The sequence below is a fragment of the Haloechinothrix halophila YIM 93223 genome (assembly GCF_000504245.1).
In the GTDB taxonomy this organism is placed as follows: Bacteria; Actinomycetota; Actinomycetes; order Mycobacteriales; family Pseudonocardiaceae; genus Haloechinothrix_A; species Haloechinothrix_A halophila.
Genome location: NZ_KI632509.1, coordinates 4,647,506 through 4,666,608, shown reverse-complemented (window position 1 = coordinate 4,666,608; position 19,103 = coordinate 4,647,506). Strand labels below are relative to the sequence as shown.

The window sequence follows — 19,103 nt, the reverse complement described above, 5'->3', positions numbered from 1 at the left end:
GCATTCCCGATGGCATGTTCGGCATTCGTGACGCCGTGTCCTGCGCTCAGGACGTCGTGTTCGACGTTCGCGACGCGCTGTCACGCGGATGGCATGCCGTCTAAGACCTCGCGGGCTCGGTGAACTCAGGACGTGCCGGACAGGGTCACCCTCGGGCCTCGCGCATGTCCGTGATCGCCTGCACGACGTCGTCAGCGGTGACCGACGACCGTTCGGCGATAGTGCTGTGCGCGGTCAGCGGCTTCCTCTGGCGTCAACGCTTCTGCCTCGGCTTCGAGGATGCGGCGAACGTATGTCTGAAGGGATTGCCCCGCACGGGCCGCTCGCACCTTGAGAGTCGTCACCGCGTCGTCGGAGACGCCGTAGATGTGCAAGGTAGCCATGCCAGCATTGTGCTCCCAACGCACACCTTCTGCTCGCACATTTCTGCATGGCTCACCGTCCGCAGCGGCCCGATACTTCGGTAATGTGCGCCCTGCCCATGGCGAAGCTGGCGCGACAGGAGGGGACCTGGTGAAGCCGAACCACAAGCATGCGGTCGATGAGCTGTCGGTGTTGTACGAACGGAACGAGTACATCACGCGGATCGGGTACTCCGCGTTCGTCCTCTTCGGACTGGCGCTGGTCGTCGGCGCCATCACGGCGCTGTTCAGCGACTCGTCGGGTGCCGCGACGCCGCTGTTCTACGGCGCGCTGTTTTTAGCGATCGCGTGGCTCGCGGTCAAGGCGATCACGGTCCAGATTAACCGCGCGACCAGCGCGATCGTCCGCACCCTGGGGCGCACGACGGAGCCCACACCGGACAACGCCGACACCTGACGCCCACGGCGTCAAAGGGCGCCAACCCACGCGCCGCCGCTATGCGGCACCCGCCTTACGCCGATCCCGCACGCGCCGAAACGACAACACCCGGTCCTCGATCGGACCGTAGCGCAGTGTGAGCGTGTCGCGCAGGTGGTTCATCCGTAGCTTCCACGGCGCAATCGTGCCCTGCTTGGGGAGTTTGTCCAGCGAGCGCAGGATGTAGCCCGCCGCCAGGTCGACGAACGGCGCCTCGCCGACGCCGGACTCCCGTTCGGGGACGCAGCGGTCGTAGCCGTTGGCCTCCATATGCGCCAGCAAGCGGCAGACATATTCGCACGCGAGGTCCGCCTTGAGCGTCCACGAGGCGTTGGTGTAGCCCATCACGTAGGCGAAGTTCGGCACGTCGGACAGCATCACGCCCTTGTACGCCAGGGTGTCCGGCAAGTGAACCGGCTCGCCGTCCACGACGAGCTCGATCCCGCCGAATGGCAGCAGGTTCAGTCCGGTCGCCGTGATGATGATGTCCGCGGCCAGTTCCTCGCCAGAGGACAGCCGGACGCCGTGCTCGGTGAAGGTGTCGATGGTGTCGGTGACAATCGACGCGCTGCCCTTGCTGAGCGCCTTGAACAGGTCGCCGTCAGGCACCAGGCAGAGCCGCTGCTCCCACGGGTTGTAGCGCGGGTTGAAGTGGGTGTCGATGTCGTAGCCGGACGGCAGTTGCATCCGCAGCATCTTGCGCAACAACGAGCGCACCAGCTTCGGACGTCGGCGGCTGAGCTGGTAGATGCCGACCTGCAGCAGCACGTTCTTCCAGCGAGTGAGCCGGTAGGCCGCCATATCGGGCAGTAGTCGTCGCAGACCGTTGGCGATCGCGTCGGTGCCGGGGATGGTGATGATGTAGGTGGGCGAACGCTGCAACATCGTCACGTGCGCGGCATCCTCGGCCATCGCGGGCACCAGCGTGACGGCGGTGGCGCCGCTGCCGATCACGACGACCCGCTTGCCCGCGTAGTCGAGATGGTCTGGCCAGTGCTGCGGGTGCACGAGTTGGCCGGTGAACCGCTCGCTGCCGGGGAACTCGGGAGAGTAGCCCTGGTCATAGCGGTAGTAGCCGCTGCAGGTAAAGAGGAACCCACAGCTGAACTGGACGAGCTCGCCGGTGTCGGTGCGCTCGGCGGTGACCAGCCAGCGTGCGTCGGCGCTCGACCATTCCGCTCGCACCACGCGGTGCTGGTAACGGATATGCTTGTCGACGCCGTACTCGCGGGCGGTGTTGGCGACGTAGCGCAGGATCGACGGGCCATCAGCGATCGCCTCGCGCTCGGGCCATGGTTTGAACCGGTAGCCGAGCGTGAACATGTCGGAGTCGGACCGGATGCCGGGGTAGCGGAACAGATCCCAGGTGCCGCCCAGCGACTCGCGTGCCTCCAGGATGGTGAACGTCTTGTGCGGCAGCGTTCGCTTCAGGTGGCACGCGGCGCCGACGCCGGACAGTCCCGCTCCGACGATGAGGACCTCAACGTGCTCGACGCGCTCGGCGGTGGGTGCTGGTGCCTGCTCGGACTGCGTCATGCTCGTGCCTCCGGCGTGTGCCTGACTGGCTCCGTTGCGCACCACGTTAGACGCTTGTGTAGATGGTGTCATCCTGCCGGGGTTGGGCGGATGCCGTCATGGACGTCGCCGCAACGCCGAGCGAGGTAACGAAGCCCGTCACGACACTCAGCACGTGACGTCGACGCTCACGCCCGAGTGAAATGACAGGTGCACGTGGTCGTAGTGGTTGGCGGTGGCGCTGCCACGGTCGGACATCATCGACCAGCCGCCACCGTCGTTGTAGCGCTGCCGCCAGATCACGTATTTGACGCCGAACCGTGCCTGGTTGTTCAACACGTAGCTGGCCAGCGCGTCGCCGGTCGGCGTCGAGACCATGAAGTCGAGCGCGAGCCCTTCGGGGTGATCGCTGGCACCGGACCGCGCCGCATTGCCGATCACCGAACTGACGTCGAACCGGCCGAGCAGGTGGTTGCCGACCTGCGCCACATGAGGCTGGGTGCCGTCCAACGTGGTTGAGCAGGACGTTGGGGGTGGCGGAGGAGGCGTCGTCGGCGAGTGTGTGCGCTGGGTCGGCTTCGGGCTCTTGCTCGTCGGCCGCGGCTTCGGTTTGCTGGGTCGGGACGTGCTTCGCCGCGTGGTCGTCGGGGTTGGCGTGGCGCTGGGCGTAGACGATGTCGTGGTCGATGTGGTCGTCGTGCTGGTGCTTGGTGGTGCGATCGAAGGGCCGCGAAACGTCGCGGCCGAGATCGCTTGGTCGCCCGCGCCGGCGCCCAGGCTGCTGACCAGCCAGAACGTCGCGCCGAGCATGGCGACCGCGATGACGCCGATGGCGATCGGCCTCGTACGTGATGGGGTGGTAGCGCGATGTCGACCAGCCATGCCTAACGTCATCCTTTGCGGTGAGTTCGAGCGCGGGAACGTGCGTTCTTGCGCCCCATCACCGCAAGAGCGCGCTTAGATTACGAACTGGCAACGGCGGTGTCACGGCCGCGTGACCTTGGTCACCTTGCAGTGTCCAACATTGGGCCGTTTGCCTCGTTGATGTTGATCCGTACGGGCGTTCACAACCGGTTGCGTGGCAGCGGAACAACAGTGGTGCGCGCGGTGTTGTGCATACCGGACGGGGTCTTCACAAGGAAGGAGCCGATGTGGCTACGGTCGAACTGACCCAGGACAACTTCAACGACATCGTGAGCGCGGAAGGCACCGTGCTGGTCGACTTCTGGGCTTCGTGGTGCGGGCCATGCCGGACGTTCGCGCCGGTGTTCGAGCAAGCTGCGGAGAACAACCCGGACATCACGTTCGGCAAGGTCGACACCGAGGCGCAGCCGGAGATCGCGCAGGCGTTCGGGATCTCGTCGATCCCCACCGTGATGGCCGCGCGTGACGGCGTCGTGCTCTACGCGCAGCCGGGTGCGCTGTCGGCGCCGCAGCTGGACGAGCTGATCGAGAAAATCGGCCAGGTTGACATGGACGAGGTTCGGGAGAAGATCTCTCAGGAGCAGTAAGCCCGCCGGACAGGAGCCTGGCGTGCGGCGGTTGGTGCCATGAAGGGCGCCGTACTAGTGCGAGTCACTAGTACGGCGCCCTTCAAAATGTTCAGCTCGATAGTGTTCAGTTCAATAGTGTTTAGCGAATATTCATCGTGTCCGGGTCCGGTCCGATGCGCTCGTCGCGGTTCACGCCGCCGATGGCGGCCATGTCGTCGTCATCGAGGCTGAACCCGAACAGGTCCAGGTTCTGCCTGATCCGCGACGGCGTGACCGACTTCGGGATCACCACGTTGCCCAGCTGCAGGTGCCAGCGCAGCACGATCTGCGCCGGGGTGCGGCCGTGCTTGTCGGCGAGCCGCGCGATCGTCGCGTCCTCCAGCAGGCCACCGCCCTGGCCGATCGGGGCCCAGGCCTCGGTGACGATGCCGTGCTCAGCGTGGTACTGCCGCGACTCGGCTTGCTGCAGGTAGGGGTGCAGTTCGATCTGGTTCACCGCGGGCACGACGTCACTGCTCTCGGCGAGCCGGTCGAGGTGATGCGGTTTGAAGTTGGAGACGCCGATCGCGCGGACCGTGCCGTCGGCGTGCAGCTTTTCGAACGCGCGCCACGTGTCGCGGTAGCGGCCGTACTCCGGGACCGGCCAGTGGATCAGGTACAGGTCGACGTAGTCCATGCCGAGCTTGCTCAGGCTCTTCTCGAACGCGCGCGCCGTCTCGTCGTATCCCTGGTTGGAGTTCCACAGCTTGGTGGTGACGAACAGTTCGTCGCGCGCGATGCCCGACTGCGCGATGGCCTCGCCGACCTCGGCCTCGTTGCCATAGACCGCCGCAGTGTCGATGCTGCGATATCCAGCCTCAAGCGCGCTGGTCACGGCGGCGCGGGTCTGCTCGCTCGGGACCTGGAACACGCCGAGACCGACCTGCGGCATGTTGACGCCGTTGTTCAAAGTGATCGTGGGAATCTCAGCCATGAGCTCTAACGTACCTGTGTCGGCGGTTCAGCTGGGGCACTCGATGCGGCGAGATGCCAAACGCGACGCGGGCCCCGGCTCGAAAGCCGGGGCCTGCGTCGTCAGGTCGTCTTAGTCCCCGAAGGAGTCCGCGACGAGATGCGGGGTCAGCACGATGCCGGTGTAGGCACTCGACACGAGTGAGGCAGCACCGTAACCCAGTGCGCCGCCGCCTTCGTTGAACGTGTGGAAGGCGTCCGCGTAGGTGATGTCGTCGCCCCCCGGAACATCGACGTTGTTCTCCGCGGGCGCGGCCTGCGCGGTGCCACCGAAGATCACCGAGAGGCCGATCGCTGACGCGGCGACGAATCCAACCTTTTTCATGGTAGGTGCACTCTCCTTTGTTGAGAATCCATATCTGGGCCGGGGCAATGTGTATTGCCTACCCGAAACCGAACGTACCTACGTTCGAACGCCGGTGCGATACTCATCAATCGATCGTGACGTGTAATCACAATAAAGTGGTTCACGATAGCTCGTGCGGATTCACTAGGTGCACCCAACGCATCTGTTTTGTTCACCCGAACAAATGAATGTGGGCGACGAGTTGCCCGTTGCGATCACGAAATGCTATTGCTCGCCGCCCATGTGCGATGAGCGCTGCGTTTTGTGAGTGATACGTTTCACGTATTCATCGCAATGACTGTCAAGCCATGCTAAGGGACTTAATTTGGACATCAGGCGCGTAATTTCCTCGAATGGATACAGATTTTTCCCCTCGTCATCGCATTCCCGCCGCGACGGCGAGCAACTCCGCGGCGGGGCCAGTCACCTTGCGGCCCGCGGGCCACACCGCCCGGAAAGTACGTCGCAGGTCGAGATCCGTCACTTCCACCGCCACCAGTCGTCCTTCGACGAGATCACCCGCGACCGCCAGTTCGCTCATCACGGCTGGTCCGGTGCCCGCGATGACAGCCCCGCGTACCGCTGCGGCCGAGCCGAGTTCGACCAGCGGGGTTAACTCCCCGACGCCGGCGCGCCGCAGGGCGCGCTCCAGTGTCTCCCTGGTGCCTGACCCTGGCTCACGCACGACAAGACCTTCCCGTGCGAGCTCGGCGGTGCTCAGCGAGCGCCGCCGAGCGAGCGGATGCGACGGCGCGACCACTACCTTCAGCCGGTCGGTGGCGACCCGCTTCGTCGACAACCCGCCCGGTGCCGACGGCGATTCGACGAAGCCGATGTCAACCTCGCCGTTGTGCACCAACTCGCCCACGTTCACCGAGTTGGTCACCCGCAGTCCGACGTAGAGCTCCGGCTGGCTCTTGCGTAACTCGCCGATCCACGTCGGAACCAGGTGTTCGGCGATGGTCATGCTCGCGGCGACCCGCAATTCCGCGTCGCGCCGGGTGCGCAGCGCCTCGGCGCCGGTCAGCAGGCCGTCCAGCTCACCGAGTACCCGCTGGGCCCAGCCGCAGACCACCCGGCCTGCCGGGGTCAACGCCGAGCCGCGCCGGGTGCGGTCCACCAGTATCAACCCGAGCCTGTGCTCCAGCGTCGTCAGTCGCTTGCTCACCGATGGCTGCGCGATACCGAGCGTGGCGGCGGCCTTTCCCATGCTGCCCAGCTCATCGACAAGCACGAGCAGCCGCAGCGACTCCAGGTCAGGCACAGCTGTCATAGCCACAGGGTATGACCTCATGCGCGATTGACGGCTACCGGAGCGCACCTGGTTCCCCGACCGTGGAAGCCATGGCCACCGTCAACGACACGCAGCCTGCTCCATCCCCCTCGCGCGGCCAGGCCGGTCGTGCGCCGCGTCGGCTGCTGCCGGGGCTGCTGGTCGCGGGTGCGGGAATCGCCGCGTCGGCAGCTACCGCCGCGGCGATTCCCGGGCTCAGCGCGCTCACGGTCGCCGTCGTTCTCGGCGTGCTCGCCGGAAACACGCCGTTGCTGCCGACGTTCGCCCGGTCAGGGCTGGAGTGGGCGACCCGCCGGATGCTGCGCGTCGGGGTGGTGCTGCTCGGCTTGCAGCTCGCCGTCGATCAGGTGCTCGGCCTCGGCGCGGGCACGCTGCTGGCTATCGCGCTCACCGTCGCGGTCACCTTCACAGGCACGTGGTGGCTCGGCAGGCTGCTCGGGGTCTCGCGCGGGCTGACGATCCTGGTCGCCACCGGCTTCTCCATCTGCGGCGCGTCGGCGATCGCGGCGATGGAAGGCGTCGTGCGTCGCAAGGACTCGGACGTCGCCACCGCGATCGCGCTGGTCACGCTGTACGGGAGTCTAGCCATCGTCGCCGTTCCGCTAGCCGGGCCGGTACTGGGACTCGGTAGCGAGGAGCTGGGTGCCTGGGCAGGGGTATCGGTACACGAGGTGGCGCAGGTGGTCGCGGCCGCATCGCCTGCCGGTGCGGCGGCCGTGGCCACCGCGGCCGTGGTCAAACTCAGCCGGGTCGTGCTGCTCGCCCCGCTGGTGGCGGGTATGAGCGTGCGGGAACGGCGGCACCACGCGACAGTTGGCCGCGGGCCGCCGCTGGTGCCACTGTTCGTGCTCGGATTCCTCGCCATGATCGGGGTGCGCAGCACCGGAATCGTGCCGGATGCGGGGCTCGGCGTCGTGGCGACGATCACCTCGCTGCTGCTCGCGGGCGCCCTGTTCGGCCTCGGTTGCGGGGTGCGGCTGCGGGCACTGTTGCGCACCGGCCCGCGCGCGTTGCTGCTCGGACTGGGCGCGACGCTGCTCATCGGCGCGACCGGCTACGTCTCGCTGGCTGTGCTTGGGTGATCTAGGGGGAGCGGGTGCCCGCCGTGCTCACCGCATCCGCGCGTGCGGTGCTCGGCCTTCCGGCGGACGAAGCTCCCGATCTGGCCGCGTAAGCGTTTCGGTTGGGCGTGATGTCCGTGATAATCGATCCACGAACTTCGCGACGCCGGTTCGGCGTGTCCTGCAAAGGCGAACAATGGTGCGACGAGGATGGTGGCGGTTCAGCCGGTCGCGGTCGATTCCGGTACGCACGGGTGATGTCGTGGCATCGCATCCGGACGCAATCCCCATCGCCGATGCGGACGTATCACCTGACGTGCAGCTGATCTCCCGAGCGGACAGGGCATCCGATGCCGCACTGGTGGCGGGTGTCGCTGTCGGTGACCAGGCTGCTGTCACGGCGTTCGTGCGTCGCTTCCAGAGTGCGGTGTTCGGACTCGCGGTGTCGATCACCAGGGACACCGCCGTGGCCGAGGATGTCGCACAGGAGGTGTTCGTGCGGGCGTGGCGAGCGGCAGGGGGCTACGACACCAGGCGGGGGTCGGTGCTGACGTGGCTGCTGACGATTACCCGCAATGCCGCCATCGACGTCGTCAGGGCACGCAGGGCAACCCCGACTGACGGTGACGTCCTGGAACAGATCATCAACGACACGGTGCAAGGTCCCGACCCTGCGGAGTCGGCGCTGCGCAGGGTGGAGAGCGACAGAGCGGTGGAACGGTTGCGGGCATTGGCGCCGGAGCAGGCGCGGGCCGTGGTACTCGCCGTCGTGGCTGGCTGCACGGCGGCCGAGGTGAGCGAGCATGAGGGGATCCCGCTCGGCACGGCCAAGACACGCATCCGTTCGGGGCTCCGGCGGCTGCGTGCGGGAATGGAGCAGGTGCGCGATGACTGACCGGCATCCCTCCGACGACCTGCTCGTTGAGTTGGCTATCGACGATCTTGACGACGCTGGCTCGCCGAGTCGCGACGAGCTGCTGCGGCATCTGAACGACTGCGCCGCCTGCCGGAGTAGCTACGACTCGATTCAGGCCGCCCTTGACCGGACCCTGGCCGCGGCTCCGCGTGTCGACCCGCCGCCTGGCCTCGATCGCACCGTGGTCAGCGCCATCACGACCGAGTCGGCGGCGCGGGGCCGCGGCCGGTGGCTGCCCGGCGGCAGCGCGCTGTGGCTCGCGGCGGCCGTCGTCATCGGGATCGCGCTCGGCGTGGCCGGTGTCGCCGCGTTGTCCCCGTCGGACACGGCACCCGATATCGCCGTCACCAGCAATTCCGCGCTGCTGCGCACCAGCGAGGGCGACCCCGTCGGCGCCGTGTCCGCCAGCACCGTCGACGGTGATCCGGTCATGGTCGTCGGAGTGTCCGGCGCGCCAGCGGGCAAGAGCTACACCTGCCAGTTGGTGCTAGCCGACGGCAGCAGGGTCGACGCCGGACGCTGGCAGATCCGTACGGAACAGGGGTGGACCTGGGTCGTGCGGGTGCCCGGTGCCGCCGACGTCGTCGCGGTTGAACTGGTCAGCGACGCGGGCACCGTATGGTCCTCCGCCAGCCTGCGGTGAGGTGTCGCGCTCGGCCTAGCCGGGTATGTCTGCTGTGAGCCGCAGCCACCATGGGAGAACTGATGAGCACCACACAGCAGTTCGCTGACGACCTGATCCACGCCATCATCCGGGATCATCGCGATCTCGAGCGGGTGTTCAGCGAGATCGAACGGCACAACCACTCGCTGGCCTACCGTAAGGACCTCGTTGACCACGTGATCGCGGACTTAGTGCGGCACTCGGTGGCCGAGGAGCAATTCGTCTATCCCGTCGCGCGGGACCGGATCGAGGATGGCGACGAGATCGTCGACCACGAGATCGCCGAGCACACGAGAGCGGAACGACTCATGAAGGAGCTGGAGCCGCTCGACGCATCCGATCCGCGTTTCGACGACGTGGCGAGCCAGTTGATCGACGACGTCCGCCACCACTTCGAAGACGAGGAACGTGATCTGCTACCGGCGCTGCGATCGCGGTGCTCCGAGGCGGAGCTGCGCGACCTGGGTGGGAAGGTGATCGTCGCGAAGGACTCCGCGCCGACCCGGCCTCACCCTGGTATGCCGGATCGTCCGCCTGCCAACCTCGTCCTCGACGCTGGCGTCAGCATCATCGACAAGGTGCGCGACGCGCTGCACGACCGCAGGGTCTGACCCGCTGGGTGCCTGACGCTGGCGCCTCGTGCCAGGTGGTGGTCGCGGCACGACCTGGGCCCGGACCGTGTGCGGTCCGGGCCCAGGCCGTAGGGGAGGAGGTCGGTCCGAAGGTTAGAGGTTGCCGACGTTCAGCAGCGGCTCTTGAATGCCGTCGGGGTCCTCACTCGGCCAGATCCAGTCCGTGGTGCCCTCGGACTCCAGTGCGGACTGCACCTGGCTCGGCGACGCGCTCGGGTTGTTGGCCTTGTAGAGCGCGGCACCGCCCGCGACGTGCGGTGAGGCCATCGACGTGCCGGAGATGGTGTTGTAACCACCGTCCTTCCATGTCGACTCGATGCACACACCGGGTGCGATGAGGTCGACGTCAGCGCCGTAGTTGGAGAAGTTGGCGAAGGTGTCGTCCTCGTCGTCACGGCAGGTCGGGCTGCCGTTACCGCCCGAGACGCCGTCGAAGTCAGCCAGCGCGCTGACCGTGATGACCTCGTCGTAAGCGGCGGGCACCGAGTTCGCCGCGTCCTCGTAGCTGTTCCCCGCCGCGACGGCATAGGTGACACCCGCGTCGACGGAGTTGCAGATGGCCTGGTGCATCGCGTCATCGTTGGTGTAGCCGCAGTTGCCGTCATCGCTGCCGCTACCGCCGAGGCTCATGTTGGCGACCTCGATCTGATCGGCGTTCGCGGTCACGTAGTCGATGCCACAGATGACGTCGGACCAGGAGCCCGAGCCACGGCGATTGAGCACCCGCACCGGCCACACACGTGCGCCAGGTGCCGCGCCGACGACTCCATTGCTGTCGTCGATCGCACCGATGGTGCCCGCCACGTGGGAGCCGTGTCCGTTGCCGTCATCGGCGCTGCGGCCGGTGGAGCAGTTCTTCGCGCCCTTCGTGTAGACGTTGAGGTCGGGGTGGTCGAGGTCGATGCCGGTGTCGATCACCGCGACGTCGACGTCGACGCGGTCGTCGGTGCCGTCGATGTTCGCCGTGGTCGACTGCTCGGCGTCGATGCGATCGATCCCGGTCGGCGTGCTCTGCGCGTACGTGCTGACCTTCCGGTCCGGCGTGACGGCGTCCACCCGCTCATCGGCCTGGATGCGCGCCACCTGGCTGGCAGGGATGCGTGCCGAATAGCCGTTCAGCGCGTGCTTGTACACGTGCCGCACCTGCGCGTCGTGCTTTTGCGAGTGTTGCTTGGCGACGGCACCCGGCTTCGCGTCCTCGACCAGGGTGACGATGTAGCGTTTGGCGCCTTCATCGCCGGACGAAGCTGACGTTCCCGTCGCCGCGTACGCCGTTCCTGGCATGACCAGCAACGCCGCACTCAATGCGACTGCGCGTGGGGTTATGCGCATGACGTTCCTTTCCGTTGTTTCTCGTTGCCACGTGCCGGTGGGCGATGTGGCAGCGTGTTCAGCCCGCTTGGTTGTCGGACTGATCGGTAAGTAATACAGATAACAACGGCCTTGTCACGACCTGTCCCTCAAATGTTGGAACATCATTTATTGGTCGGTGGAAAATTTGGCGCAGAAATCCTGGCGAGCCCGGATGGGAATGACTCGCTTTGCTTTTTTAATTGTGTCGGCAATGTTGCTCAATGGTGCGAGAGTTGTTCAGCTCAACGCAGGAGGCACCTTCCTTCCGTAATATCGCGTTCTAGGCACGATGTCCGAATTGGGGTTCTTGTTGCTCCGCCGTGGCCCCTCCGGTTCACTCTCGGCGTCGTCATCATCGGGACGGGAATCCCTGGTTTCGGCTAGACCGCGTCGTTGCGCTGCCATATTCGGTTGTGGTGACCGTGACCAACGAACATGAGTGGTCCTCGTAATGCCTGTTGGCTGGATTCACCCGGACATCGCACCGAGTAATGACAGCCAGTGAATGAGTTCTCGTTCTCCCGGGAGAATTGGCGCAGCGGGCGTCATTGTTATTCCACGGAACGTGAACCGACGAAGGTAGGTAGTCACGGGTATCGCGATGCTGCTATGCGCGCTCGGTATTGTCACGTTGGCAATTAGTTGGATCGTGGGCGCGGGTGGCGAAATCGAGAGAGCGCGAGAACTCGCGGCTCATGGCACGCACTCGCGTGCCGCGGTGTTGATCAGCTTCCTGCGGGCTGTGACGAATAGAAACGGACATAACAGTCTTCCTGCGATCACAGCCCGCAGGGAGTAGATCAACTTCGGCTAGTGAGGTCCGCGACGGGGCGACCGTGTCGAGGAGCGCTTCGGGAAGTGGCGGCGCCGGTTATGACCGGGCTCGGCTACATGCTTCGGTGGCGCCACCCTGGAAAAGACCGTCGCACTACCGCGAGAGTGACGCTGGGGTGGTGGCCGGGGGTTTCTTCACTACCGCGTTCGGCCTGCCTGGCGTTGTGGATCTTGAGGCAAGACGGCGGTCCGGACCGCCAGAACGCATCAAGATCCACAACGCCGTACGGGCTGGGACCCTCAGGCGCCGAACATCTGCTGCCACTCCTGCAGCGACCGGGGCCGGAACACGACGTTGTTCTCCCGGACGGTCGACAGCGGCGCGGACGGATCCTTCGAGTACTGGTGGCCCGGGTACACCACCGGGTCGTTCGGCAGCCCGGCGAGCTGGTGCAGGCTGTGATACATCGCTTCGGCGTCGCCACCAGGAAAGTCGGTGCGTCCGCAGCCGTCGAGGAACAGCGTGTCGCCCGCGACGAGCCGGTTGCCGACGAGGAAGCACTGGCTGCCCGGCGTGTGACCCGGCGTGTGCAGCGTGCGGATGGTGATGGCGCCGACCTCGATCCTGGAGTCGTGGTCGTGCCCGGTGAGGTCGGTGGCCGAGACGCCGGTGATGCGCTGCACCCAGTCGAGTTCCTCGCGGTTCACGTGCACGGGGACCGGCTCGCGGGCCAGTAGCTCGGCCAGCCCCGGCAGCTCGAAGCCCATCATGCTCCCGCCGACGTGATCGGGATGGTGGTGTGTGCCGAGCACACCGACCAGCCGCATGTCATCCGCGGCGAGCACGTCGAGCAGTTCGCCGACGGCGTAGGCGGGATCGACGATGACGGCTTCCCGTGTCTCACGGTCGCCGATCAGATACGCGAAATTCAGCATCTGGGTGGCGACTGGATCACCCACAGCGAAGTCACGGCCGGACAACAACTGGCGGAAATAGAGTCGGTCGGACATAGAGCGGGAGCCTATCCGTTCCCCACGTGTAGGCGGCGAGGGCCGGGGGTTGTGCGTGACGGCATGATGTGCGGGTACGAAAGGGGCGATTGGATGGTCACACCCGCCACCCGTTCGGACTGCGCTGAGCTGGACAAGCACGATCCGCTCGCGCGGATGCGCGAGGAGTTCACGCTGCCGGACGGCGTCATTTACCTCGACGGAAACTCACTTGGCCCGCTCCCGCGCGCCGCAAGCGAGCGGGTCCGCGAGCTGGTCGACGTCGAATGGGGCGAAGGCCTGGTCCGCAGCTGGAACGACGCCGGCTGGTTCGACAAACCCCGCACACTCGGTGCGCGGATCGCTCCACTGGTCGGCGCGCAGCCGGACGAGGTCGTGGTCTGCGACTCGACGTCGATCAACCTGTTCAAGGTGCTCAGCGCGGCGTTACGGCTTCGGCCAGGACGTTCGACGGTGGTGACCGAGGCGGGCGGCTTCCCCACCGACCTCTACATCGTCGAGGGCGCCACCAGCTCCGCGAAGGGCTACCGACGTAAGCTGCTCTACGACGGCCAGGACCTCGCCGAGGTGTTGGACGACGACGTGGCGGTGGTCGTGCTCGGCCACGTCGACTACCGCACTGGACGACTCCGCGATATGGCGCGGATGACCGACCAGGTGCATCGCGCTGGGGCGCTGATGATCTGGGATGTCTGCCATAGTGTCGGCGCGCTGCCGGTGCGGCTTGGCGACTGTGGCGTCGACTTCGCGGTCGGCTGCACGTACAAGTACCTCAATGGCGGGCCGGGCTCGCCCGCGTTCGCCTTCGCCGCGCGGCGCCATCAGCATGATGCGCGGCAGCCATTGTCCGGCTGGCACGGCCACGCCGACCCGTTCGCGTTCAGCGCGGAGTACCAGCCCGCGCCGGGGATATCTCGGTTCCTCGTCGGCACGCCACCGGTGGTGTCCTACGCGCCACTGGAGTCCAGTTTGGACATCTGGAGCCGGGTGGACATGGGCAGGGTTCGTGCCAAGAGTGTCGCGATGACGAGCTTGTTCGTCACTCTGGTCGAAGCGGAGTGCGCGGGTCACGGACTTGAGATCGCCTCGCCGCTCGACCCAGAGGAACGCGGCAGCCAGGTCTCGCTGCGACATCCGGACGGCTACCGGATCATCCGGGCACTGATCGAACGCGGCGTGATCGGCGACTTCCGCACGCCTGACATGCTGCGGTTCGGCTTCACTCCGCTGTACCTGCGCTACGCCGACGTGTGGGACGCCGTGGTGCGGCTGCGGGATGTGCTGGAGTCCGGCGTCTGGCGGGAGGAGCGCTTCGGCGCACCGGCGACGGTCACGTGACCGGTCCGCTGCACCGCCCGGTGAACTTGCGGCGGCGGTGGCCGATCGAGCAGGCTGGCTGAGGACTGACGGGCTCGTGACCGGCGAGCGGATGTCGAACCTCTGAAGCGGACGGCTGATGACCGAACCACGTTTGATCCTGGGGCCGGTGCTGCGGCACGTCGACGAGACGTCGGCGACGGTCTGGGTCGAGACCGACCGCTCATGTGTCGTCGAGATCCTCGGCAGCACGTCGCGGACGTTCCAGGTCGGCGGGCATCACTACGGCCTCGTCATCATCACCGGCCTCACTCCGGGCGAGTCGCGGCCGTACACGGTGAGCCTCGACGGCCACACCGTGTGGCCGTTGCCAGACTCACCGTTTCCGGCGAGCCGCATCCGCACCTACGCCGTCGATCAGGGCTCCCAGCTGCGGATGGTGTTCGGGTCGTGCCGGTTCGCCTCGCCGCTGACCCCCAGACAGCGGCGCAACGTCGGCGGCGACGCGCTCAACGCCTACGCCGAGCGTATGGCCGAGCAATCGGACTCGCAGTGGCCAGACGTGCTGCTACTTCTCGGCGACCAGGTATACGCCGACGAGACCTCGCCCTACATCCGGCGTTGGATCTCCCGGCGCCGCGACACCGGTAAGCCGCCGGGCATCGGCGTCGCGGACTTCGAGGAAGCCACCCAGCTCTACGCCGAGACCTGGTCCGATCCCGAGATTCGCTGGCTGATGTCCACGGTGTCGACGTCGATGATCTTCGACGACCACGACATCATCGATGACTGGAACACCTCGGCCGCATGGCGACGCGCGATGGCGCGGCTGCCCTGGTGGCGCGAGCGGATTCGCGGCTGCCTGATGGCGTACTGGCTGTACCAGCACCTCGGCAACCTCACGCCGTCCGAACTCGCTGAGCACGAGTTGCTGGCCGAGGTCCGCCGCGTGGGCGAGACCGGCGACGCCTACGACGTCCTCCGCGACTTCGCCGACAAGGCCGACGCCGAGGTCGACGGCGTGAAGTACACCCGCTGGAGCTACCGCCGCGATATCGGATCGGTGCGGCTGGTCGTCATCGACACCCGGTGCGGCCGCATCCTCGGCACGAATCGGCTCATGGTGTCCGACGCCGAGTTCGACTGGATCGAGGACGCGACGCGCGGTGACTATGAGCACCTGCTGATCGGCTCGTCGCTGCCGTGGCTGCTGCCGCATGCCGTGCACGAGGTGGAGTCGCTGAACGAGCGCGCGTGCGCGCGGGGTGGCATCCGAGGCTGGTTGGCCGAACGGGTGCGGCAGGCGATCGACCTGGAGCACTGGTCGGCGTTTCGCACCTCGTTCGACCGGCTGGCCAGACTGCTGCACGCCATCGGCAGTGGCGAACGCACCACGCGACCGCCTGCCACGGTCAGCGTGCTCTCCGGCGATGTCCACCACAGCTACATCGCCGAGGCACACTTCGGCGAGCGCGAGTGGCCGAAGGTGTGGCAGGTGACGTGCTCTCCGGTACACAACACCATTCCGCTGGTGGCCGAGCTCGCGTTCCGCGTGACGTGGTCGAAGGCCGTGACCCGGTTGGTGAGCTGGTGGGCACGCCGACGCGGGGTCGGACCGCGCCCGTTGTGGTGGTACCGGCTGTCGGGGCCGGACTTCCGCAACCAGGTCGCAGTGCTGGACATCGCCGACCGCGACTACACGGTTACGTTCGAGTCCGACGCCCAAGTGGGCGAACCGCTGACGGTGCCGCTCGCCAGCCACGGCGGCCGGGTCACACGCGGCTGAAGCGGTCACTGTGGGTACCACGCAGCCTGCCTTCGGGCACGGTCCGGCCGCACAGGGCCAGCAGGAGATCCTGGGCCGCGCCGGTGACCGGGCTACCGGAGCCGTAGGACCAGTCGATGTCATCGGCGCGCAGCTCGACGCCGTCGAGATTGGCGTGGAAGCGCGCGATGCGTTTCGGCGTCAGGGTGCCATGCACGATACGCAACCGCTCCTCGGGTACCTGCCAGTCGAGGTCGAGCGGCACGGTGATGTCGAGACTATGAATCAGGTCATGCGACAGAGCGCCCTCGAACCCGCCGCCTGGCGGCCGCCACGGATGCTCCGCGTTGTCGCGCAGCGTGGCGACCAGTTCCTCGGGTGAATGCGCCGCCGCGTCCTGCCGGGCGAGACGGTCGGCCATCCGCCCGAAGTGGCCGCCCGCTTTGAGGGCTTCGAGCAGTACGCGCGGTGCCGAATGCCGGAACGGCATCGTCATGTGCGCGACGACCTCCCGGACCCGCCAGCCTTCGCACAGCGTCGGTGCGTCCCAGCGTGCGGTGGGCAGCTCGGTGAGCAACGCGGCCAGCTCACGACGTTGCGTCGCGATGGCCTGCTGGGTCTCGGTCATCGGGGCTCCTCTCCTCGGGGGCTTTACTGACCGACGAGTGGGCGCGACCCGGCAGGACATCTCCGTCAGGATTTCTCGGTGACGTTGGCACCGAGGTCGGCGAGCTTGCGGCGCAGGTAGCGGCGCTCGGTGCCGGTCGGCGCCAACGCCAGCGCTTCGCGGTACGCCTCCACCGCCTCGACGTCGCGACCGAGACGTCGCAGCAGGTCCGCGCGGGTCGCGGGCAGCAGGTGATACCCGGCCAGCGAACTGGACGTCGCCAGCTCGTCCACCAGCCGCAGCCCTGCGGCCGGGCCATCCGCCATGCCGACGGCCACCGCGCGGTTCAGCGCCACGGCCGGTGACGGCGTTCGCTGCTCCAGCTGCTCGTAGAGCGCGGCGATCTGTGTCCAGTCGGTGTCGGCGGCGTCCCGCGCCGTGGCGTGACAGGCGGCGATCGCGGCCTGGATCTGGTACGGGCCTGGCTGACCGCGCCGCAGCGCGCCATCCAGCACCGTCGTGCCCTCGGCGATCTCATCGTGGTCCCAACGGTCGCGATCCTGCTCGGCCAGCGTCACCAGCTCACCGGCGCCGTCGACCCGGGTGTCGCGGCGGGCGTGCTGCAACAGCATCAGCGCGAGCAGCCCTGCCGCTTCGGGTTCGTCGGGCATCAGCTGGGTCAGCACTCGCGCGAACCGGATCGCCTCAGCGGCGAGGTCGTGCCGGATCAGCTCGGCTCCCGAAGTCGCCGAGTAGCCCTCGTTGAACAGCAGGTACAGCACCGCGAGCACAGCGGGCGTGCGTTCCGGCAGCAGGTGCGCGGGCGGTACCCGGTACGGCACGCCCGCGTGTTTGATCTTCTGCTTGGCGCGAGTGAGGCGCTTCGCCATGGCCGATTCGCCGACAAGGAACGCTCGTGCGATCTCGGTCGTAGTCAGCCCTGCCAGGGTACGCAGCGTGAGCGCCACCTGGGACTCCAGCGCCAGCGCCGGATGGCAGCACGTGAACATCAGTCGTAACCGGTCATCCGGCACACCGCTGTCGTCGGGGTGCGGTTCCGGCTCGCGAGTCATGGCAGCCACCTCTCGCAGCTTGGCCGCGCCGACTGCATCCCTGCGCAACCGATCGGTGGCCCGACGTCGAGCTGTCGTCGTCAGCCACGCGCCGGGACGATCCGGAATGCCGTCGTGCGGCCAGCGCGCCAGCGCCTGCGCGAACGCGTCCTGCGCGCATTCCTCCGCCAAGTCCCAGTCACCGGTCGTCCGGATCAGGGCGGCCACAACCTGGCCCCATTCCTCGCGGAACGCGGTGGCGACCGCTGTTTCGACGTCGATCACGGGTCCACGACGGGCCGGATCTCGATCGTGCCGTAGCTCGCTGCGGGGTGTTTTGCCGAGATCTCGATCGCTTCGTCCAAGTCGGCGCATTCGATCAGGCAGAACCCACCGATCTGTTCCTTCGTCTCCGCGAACGGGCCATCGGTCAGCAGCACCGTATCGTCACGAAGGCGCACCGTCGTGGCGTCGTGTGGCGGCCGCAGCCCGGCGCCACCTCGCAACACGCCTCGCGCCTGCATCTCGTCGGTCCAGCCGCCGCAGCCGTCCTCCGCGTGCTTCGCCGCCGTCTCATCGCCGCAGATGAGTAGCATGTACTTCACAGCCGTTCCTCCTTATGTCGATCCAGTACACCGACGAACGGCACAGCTCGATCAGGACACCTGGTTACTGTATGGCGCACATCGGTTGTGTGCCGGGGTAAGACGACAGGTCAGTCAGTGACGCGCATCGTCCGCCACGCGTCTGCGGTGTTGCCTGGGGCGGCATTGCAGAGCTCATCCCAGCCCTTGACGGCTTCCGTGGTCGAGAAGCGAACATCCCACTCGTGCTCGATCGGTGGTGGCGCGACGCGATCGTTGCGCTTGGGACTCACGTGTCCGCCGCCGGTTGAGGCACGGCACCAAGGTCCTCTCCGTCCGACGTCAGGATGGTGAACAGTTCAGGGTCGGCGTGGACTTCCGCGGTGTGTCGCCAGCTGGTAATGACCTGAGCGGCTGGCGCGGGATTCTTGAGCGCTTCGCCACCTGCCAGCGCGTCGATCAACTCTGTGGCGAACTCCCGGACGTCGTCCTCAGGTAGGAAGCGCACCCACGGGAACGCCCCGGGCATGACGTCATTGACTAGCCTTCGGAAGCCGTCGTCGAACTCAAGCAGGATGAGGAACAGCCGGATGGTTGCGGTCGAGACCTCCATGGTCTGCGCGGCTCGGCTGGCGGTGGTCAGCACGAGGTCCTCGTCGGCACCACGCCGATGCACTCGCAGGGACCTGGTCCGCGAGCGTTCGAGCTTGCGGACGGTGTCCTTGGGCTTGTTGGACAGATCCGAGAAGTTCACCTCTGGTGCGGTCATAGTTTAAAACTACTTGCAAACTAGATCGGATACAACGTGCCACGCAGGACGCTGAGGATCGCCACCGCGCGACTCATCGCGACGGTGGTCTGGCCCCAG

At 66.8% G+C, this 19,103-nt stretch carries 21 protein-coding genes; 9 read left to right on the top strand and 12 right to left on the bottom strand.

All coding sequences use genetic code 11. From position 1 onward, the window contains the following. Positions 1-191: 191 nt before the first annotated feature. Positions 192-383 (bottom strand): FitA-like ribbon-helix-helix domain-containing protein, encoded by a 192-nt coding sequence (locus tag AMYHA_RS21265; protein WP_196776946.1) that lies wholly within the window; start codon positions 381-383, stop codon positions 192-194. A 130-nt stretch (positions 384-513) separates the two neighbouring features. Between AMYHA_RS21265 and AMYHA_RS21260 the strand changes: the two genes are divergently transcribed. Beyond that, entirely contained in the window at positions 514-819 is a 306-nt protein-coding gene (locus AMYHA_RS21260) for a hypothetical protein (protein ID WP_034273904.1), read from the top strand. A 39-nt stretch (positions 820-858) separates the two neighbouring features. Here AMYHA_RS21260 and AMYHA_RS21255 read toward each other — a convergent pair whose 3' ends face one another. Further along, positions 859-2,376 carry a flavin-containing monooxygenase gene (locus tag AMYHA_RS21255; RefSeq protein WP_051400478.1) on the bottom strand — a complete coding sequence of 506 codons (1,518 nt, stop codon included), beginning with the start codon at positions 2,374-2,376 and terminating at the stop codon, positions 859-861. 147 nt (positions 2,377-2,523) lie between these two features. Continuing rightward, entirely contained in the window at positions 2,524-2,844 is a 321-nt protein-coding gene (locus AMYHA_RS28030; RefSeq protein ID WP_231104855.1) for a hypothetical protein, read from the bottom strand. Between the two features lie 22 nt (positions 2,845-2,866). On the opposite strand from AMYHA_RS28030, the gene AMYHA_RS28025 reads away from it, so the two are divergent. Further along, positions 2,867-3,316, top strand: a complete 450-nt coding sequence (locus tag AMYHA_RS28025) for a hypothetical protein (protein ID WP_231104853.1) — start codon at positions 2,867-2,869, stop codon at positions 3,314-3,316. Between the two features lie 190 nt (positions 3,317-3,506). Next, positions 3,507-3,866, top strand: a complete 360-nt coding sequence (gene trxA / locus AMYHA_RS21245) for a thioredoxin (RefSeq protein ID WP_034273900.1) — start codon at positions 3,507-3,509, stop codon at positions 3,864-3,866. Between the two features lie 121 nt (positions 3,867-3,987). Here trxA and AMYHA_RS21240 read toward each other — a convergent pair whose 3' ends face one another. From AMYHA_RS21240 to AMYHA_RS21230, 3 genes are all read right to left on the bottom strand, one after another. After that, positions 3,988-4,821: an aldo/keto reductase gene (locus AMYHA_RS21240; protein ID WP_034273898.1), complete on the bottom strand. Its 834-nt coding sequence runs from the start codon at positions 4,819-4,821 to the stop codon at positions 3,988-3,990. A gap of 111 nt (positions 4,822-4,932) precedes the next feature. After that, complete coding sequence (locus AMYHA_RS21235; RefSeq protein ID WP_034273896.1) at positions 4,933-5,184, bottom strand: hypothetical protein; 252 nt, start codon at positions 5,182-5,184, stop codon at positions 4,933-4,935. A 397-nt stretch (positions 5,185-5,581) separates the two neighbouring features. Next, on the bottom strand, positions 5,582-6,478 hold the full coding sequence (locus AMYHA_RS21230) for a LysR family transcriptional regulator (RefSeq protein ID WP_034273893.1): 897 nt from the start codon (positions 6,476-6,478) through the stop codon (positions 5,582-5,584). A gap of 71 nt (positions 6,479-6,549) precedes the next feature. On the opposite strand from AMYHA_RS21230, the gene AMYHA_RS21225 reads away from it, so the two are divergent. From AMYHA_RS21225 to AMYHA_RS21210, 4 genes are all read left to right on the top strand, one after another. After that, positions 6,550-7,581 carry a YeiH family protein gene (locus AMYHA_RS21225; RefSeq protein ID WP_084037416.1) on the top strand — a complete coding sequence of 344 codons (1,032 nt, stop codon included), beginning with the start codon at positions 6,550-6,552 and terminating at the stop codon, positions 7,579-7,581. 241 nt (positions 7,582-7,822) lie between these two features. Continuing rightward, positions 7,823-8,455: an RNA polymerase sigma factor gene (locus tag AMYHA_RS21220; RefSeq protein WP_196776945.1), complete on the top strand. Its 633-nt coding sequence runs from the start codon at positions 7,823-7,825 to the stop codon at positions 8,453-8,455. Continuing rightward, positions 8,448-9,119 carry a hypothetical protein gene (locus tag AMYHA_RS21215; RefSeq protein WP_034273890.1) on the top strand — a complete coding sequence of 224 codons (672 nt, stop codon included), beginning with the start codon at positions 8,448-8,450 and terminating at the stop codon, positions 9,117-9,119. Before AMYHA_RS21220 ends, AMYHA_RS21215 begins: the two co-directional genes overlap by 8 nt. Positions 9,120-9,181: 62 nt before the next feature. Continuing rightward, complete coding sequence (locus tag AMYHA_RS21210) at positions 9,182-9,751, top strand: hemerythrin domain-containing protein (protein ID WP_034273887.1); 570 nt, start codon at positions 9,182-9,184, stop codon at positions 9,749-9,751. A gap of 114 nt (positions 9,752-9,865) precedes the next feature. Here AMYHA_RS21210 and AMYHA_RS21205 read toward each other — a convergent pair whose 3' ends face one another. Together AMYHA_RS21205 and AMYHA_RS21200 are read right to left on the bottom strand one after the other, a co-directional pair. Continuing rightward, positions 9,866-11,104, bottom strand: coding sequence for a S8 family serine peptidase (locus AMYHA_RS21205; RefSeq protein ID WP_034273884.1), 1,239 nt, complete (start codon positions 11,102-11,104; stop codon positions 9,866-9,868). A 1,095-nt stretch (positions 11,105-12,199) separates the two neighbouring features. Further along, entirely contained in the window at positions 12,200-12,910 is a 711-nt protein-coding gene (locus tag AMYHA_RS21200) for an MBL fold metallo-hydrolase (protein WP_034273881.1), read from the bottom strand. A 93-nt stretch (positions 12,911-13,003) separates the two neighbouring features. Between AMYHA_RS21200 and kynU the strand changes: the two genes are divergently transcribed. Both kynU and AMYHA_RS21190 read left to right on the top strand, forming a co-directional pair. Further along, on the top strand, positions 13,004-14,248 hold the full coding sequence (gene kynU / locus AMYHA_RS21195; protein WP_034273879.1) for a kynureninase: 1,245 nt from the start codon (positions 13,004-13,006) through the stop codon (positions 14,246-14,248). 118 nt (positions 14,249-14,366) lie between these two features. After that, positions 14,367-16,013: a DUF7800 domain-containing protein gene (locus tag AMYHA_RS21190; RefSeq protein WP_051400153.1), complete on the top strand. Its 1,647-nt coding sequence runs from the start codon at positions 14,367-14,369 to the stop codon at positions 16,011-16,013. Here the strand turns inward: AMYHA_RS21190 and AMYHA_RS21185 are convergent. The 4 genes from AMYHA_RS21185 to AMYHA_RS21170 form a co-directional block, all read right to left on the bottom strand. Next, positions 16,000-16,620 (bottom strand): maleylpyruvate isomerase family mycothiol-dependent enzyme, encoded by a 621-nt coding sequence (locus tag AMYHA_RS21185; RefSeq protein ID WP_034273877.1) that lies wholly within the window; start codon positions 16,618-16,620, stop codon positions 16,000-16,002. The two genes, AMYHA_RS21190 and AMYHA_RS21185, sit on opposite strands and share 14 nt — an antisense overlap. A 65-nt stretch (positions 16,621-16,685) precedes the next feature. Then, positions 16,686-17,936: an RNA polymerase sigma factor gene (locus tag AMYHA_RS21180; protein WP_034273875.1), complete on the bottom strand. Its 1,251-nt coding sequence runs from the start codon at positions 17,934-17,936 to the stop codon at positions 16,686-16,688. Then, entirely contained in the window at positions 17,933-18,256 is a 324-nt protein-coding gene (locus AMYHA_RS21175; protein ID WP_034273872.1) for a YciI family protein, read from the bottom strand. The genes AMYHA_RS21180 and AMYHA_RS21175 overlap by 4 nt, the downstream gene beginning before the upstream one ends. Before the next feature lie 268 nt (positions 18,257-18,524). Beyond that, positions 18,525-19,004 (bottom strand): hypothetical protein, encoded by a 480-nt coding sequence (locus tag AMYHA_RS21170; RefSeq protein WP_034273870.1) that lies wholly within the window; start codon positions 19,002-19,004, stop codon positions 18,525-18,527. Positions 19,005-19,103 lie beyond the last annotated feature (99 nt).

Coding starts and splice junctions, on each gene's coding strand:
- AMYHA_RS21240 (WP_034273898.1), bottom strand. CDS start 4,821: ATGGCTGAGATTCCCACGATCACTTTGAACAACGGCGTCAACATGCCG.
- AMYHA_RS21235 (WP_034273896.1), bottom strand. CDS start 5,184: ATGAAAAAGGTTGGATTCGTCGCCGCGTCAGCGATCGGCCTCTCGGTG.
- AMYHA_RS21265 (WP_196776946.1), bottom strand. CDS start 383: ATGGCTACCTTGCACATCTACGGCGTCTCCGACGACGCGGTGACGACT.
- AMYHA_RS21170 (WP_034273870.1), bottom strand. CDS start 19,004: ATGACCGCACCAGAGGTGAACTTCTCGGATCTGTCCAACAAGCCCAAG.
- AMYHA_RS21205 (WP_034273884.1), bottom strand. CDS start 11,104: ATGCGCATAACCCCACGCGCAGTCGCATTGAGTGCGGCGTTGCTGGTC.
- AMYHA_RS21225 (WP_084037416.1), top strand. CDS start 6,550: ATGGCCACCGTCAACGACACGCAGCCTGCTCCATCCCCCTCGCGCGGC.
- AMYHA_RS21185 (WP_034273877.1), bottom strand. CDS start 16,620: ATGACCGAGACCCAGCAGGCCATCGCGACGCAACGTCGTGAGCTGGCC.
- AMYHA_RS21200 (WP_034273881.1), bottom strand. CDS start 12,910: ATGTCCGACCGACTCTATTTCCGCCAGTTGTTGTCCGGCCGTGACTTC.
- AMYHA_RS21255 (WP_051400478.1), bottom strand. CDS start 2,376: ATGACGCAGTCCGAGCAGGCACCAGCACCCACCGCCGAGCGCGTCGAG.
- kynU (WP_034273879.1), top strand. CDS start 13,004: ATGGTCACACCCGCCACCCGTTCGGACTGCGCTGAGCTGGACAAGCAC.
- AMYHA_RS21215 (WP_034273890.1), top strand. CDS start 8,448: ATGACTGACCGGCATCCCTCCGACGACCTGCTCGTTGAGTTGGCTATC.
- AMYHA_RS21190 (WP_051400153.1), top strand. CDS start 14,367: ATGACCGAACCACGTTTGATCCTGGGGCCGGTGCTGCGGCACGTCGAC.
- AMYHA_RS21230 (WP_034273893.1), bottom strand. CDS start 6,478: ATGACAGCTGTGCCTGACCTGGAGTCGCTGCGGCTGCTCGTGCTTGTC.
- AMYHA_RS21210 (WP_034273887.1), top strand. CDS start 9,182: ATGAGCACCACACAGCAGTTCGCTGACGACCTGATCCACGCCATCATC.